The organism is Microbacterium sp. BF1 (assembly GCF_019279095.1).
Taxonomy (GTDB): Bacteria; Actinomycetota; Actinomycetes; order Actinomycetales; family Microbacteriaceae; genus Microbacterium; species Microbacterium maritypicum.
This window is the reverse complement of record NZ_JAGYWT010000412.1, coordinates 1-2,201: the sequence shown is the minus strand read 5'-3', so window position 1 is coordinate 2,201 and position 2,201 is coordinate 1. Positions and strand designations below refer to the sequence as shown.

Below are 2,201 nucleotides of genomic sequence, written 5' to 3'. Positions count from 1 at the left end.
ATCCTGAGCGCCGACGCGGACGCCATCGACCTCACCGGCGCGACGGTCGTCGACGTCGACATGTCCGGTGTGCGCATCGCCTCGCTCCGCATGCGCGATGCCGGTGTGCGGCGGGTGCGGATCAGCGGCGGGCGTATCGGCACTCTCGACCTCAGCGAGGCGCTCATCTCGGAGCTCGATCTGCGGGATGTGCGCATCGACTATCTGAATCTGGGGGCGGCCAAGATCACCGATCTCGAGATCTCGGGGTGCAGCATCCGCACCATCGACATGCCGCAGGCCGAGCTCTCCCGTGTGCGCTTCACAGCCACATCGAGCGACGAGGTCGACCCACGGGGCATGCGTGCGAAAGACGTGGATCTGCGTGGGCTCGACGCCGTCGCCTATCTCGACGCCCACAGCCTCCGCGGGGCCACCCTCACCTCGTTCCAGGTGCAGCAGCTCGCCCCGGCGCTGGCGGCGGGCATCGGCATCCAGCTCAAGGACTGACGGCAGATCAAGGACTGACGGCAGATCAGAAGCCGGCGGGGCCACTCGCGTCGAGCAGTTCCCGCGTGAACGGATGCTGGGGCGAGGCGAACACGTCGACGGTCGCCCCCTGCTCGACGATCCGTCCCTCCTGCATCACGAGCACCTCGTCGGCGACCGCGCCGACCACGTCGAGATCGTGGGAGACGAGGATCATCGTGCCGACCTCACCCTCAACGAGGACAGCCACGAGGTCGTGCGAGACGGCACCGAGATCGAGCTCACCGCGACCGAGTTCGAGCTGCTGCGCTACCTGATGCGCAACGAGCGCCGGGTGCTGTCGAAGGCGCAGATCCTCGACCGGGTGTGGAGTTACGACTTCGGCGGCAAGTCGTCGGTCGTCGAGCTGTACATCTCGTACCTGCGCAAGAAGATCGATGCCGGGCGCACGCCGCTGCTGCACACCGTGCGCGGCGTCGGCTACATGATCAAGGCCCCGCAGTGAGCTCAGCGACGATGATGAGAAGGCCGATGAGCCTGCAGACACGGCTGATGACCGCCGTGATCGGGTTCGTGTCGCTGATCCTCATCATCGTCGCCGTGATCACCAGCGCGACGCTGGGAAAGACGATGGAAGATCAGCTCGACCAGAAGCTGAGCGAATACGCCCACCAGCTGGTTCGCATCTCCCAGGCTGTCGCTCCATCGTCGGCGACCGCGCAGAACGTGCTCGCGAGCAGCCCCGCACCTCCGGTCGGAGTTCTCTTCGTCGTCTCCAGTCCCGTCACGGGGTTCTCCGGAGTGGTCGCGAAGAGTGAGGACGGCGACGAATTCGCCGGAACGCTCGATCCGCTGACCGGCGCCCAGCTCGCCGAGATCGCGGTGTCGCTGAAGGATACCCGGGTCGCGACCGTCACCCTCACCGACCTCGGCTCCTACCGCGTCATGGCGCTGCCGACGAGCAACGGCCTGATCGTGGTGACCGGTCTCCCCCGCGACGATATCCAGAACCAGCTCACGCAGCTGCTGACCGTGATCGCGCTCGCGACGATCGGTGGTCTGATCCTGCTCGCTTTGACCACGGCGATCACCATCCGCGTGAGCCTGCGTCCCCTCCGTGCCGTCGCACTGACGGCGACCAGAGTGGCCAATCAGCAGTTGGACCGCGGCGAGGTGACGATCACCGAGCGCGTTCCCGCGTCCGAAGCCGATCCCCGCACCGAGACCGGTCTCGTCGGAGCCTCGCTGAACAAGCTCCTCGACCACGTGAACACCTCGCTCGCCTCCCGTCAGAAGAACGAGGAGCGGATGCGGCGCTTCGTCGCCGACGCCAGCCACGAGCTGCGCACCCCGCTCGCGTCCATCCGCGGGTACTCGGAGCTGTCGTTGCGCGCCCTGCGTCAGTCGGACCCGCAGGCGGAGCGCCCCGAGGTCATCGAGAGCACGACGTCGTCGCTGGAGCGCATCCAGGCCCAGTCGCTGCGGATGACCCGGCTCGTCGAGGACCTGCTGCTGCTGGCCCGTCTCGATGAGGGCCGGGAGCTGGTCTACGGCACGGTCGACCTGACCCAGCTGGCCCTCGAGGGTCTCTCGGACGCGCGGCCGACCGCGGCCGACCACCACTGGAACATCGACGTGCCCGACGAGCCCGTGACGATCGTGGGAGACGCCGGACGCATGCATCAGGTCGTCGCGAACCTGCTCGCGAACGCCCGCACCCACACGCCCGCCGG

3 protein-coding genes and 1 pseudogene are annotated in these 2,201 nt (G+C 67.6%); 3 read left to right on the top strand and 1 reads right to left on the bottom strand.

The genetic code is table 11. The features are described from left to right. Nucleotides 1-489: pentapeptide repeat-containing protein (locus KZA10_RS12940; protein ID WP_218683077.1), on the top strand; the 489-nt coding region annotated here is incomplete at its 5' end. A 25-nt stretch (nt 490-514) separates the two neighbouring features. Here KZA10_RS12940 and KZA10_RS12935 read toward each other — a convergent pair. Continuing rightward, the gene (locus tag KZA10_RS12935; RefSeq protein WP_308289668.1) at nt 515-718 is read right to left on the bottom strand and encodes an ABC transporter ATP-binding protein; all 204 of its coding nucleotides are present in this window, start codon (nt 716-718) and stop codon (nt 515-517) included. On the opposite strand from KZA10_RS12935, the pseudogene KZA10_RS12930 reads away from it, so the two are divergent. Together KZA10_RS12930 and KZA10_RS12925 are read left to right on the top strand one after the other, a co-directional pair. Next, nucleotides 692-973, top strand: a pseudogene (locus tag KZA10_RS12930) (winged helix-turn-helix domain-containing protein); the annotation flags it as partial. The gene KZA10_RS12935 and the pseudogene KZA10_RS12930 sit on opposite strands and share 27 nt — an antisense overlap. A 26-nt stretch (nt 974-999) precedes the next feature. Beyond that, nucleotides 1,000-2,201: cell wall metabolism sensor histidine kinase WalK (locus tag KZA10_RS12925; RefSeq protein WP_218683075.1), on the top strand; the 1,202-nt coding region annotated here is incomplete at its 3' end.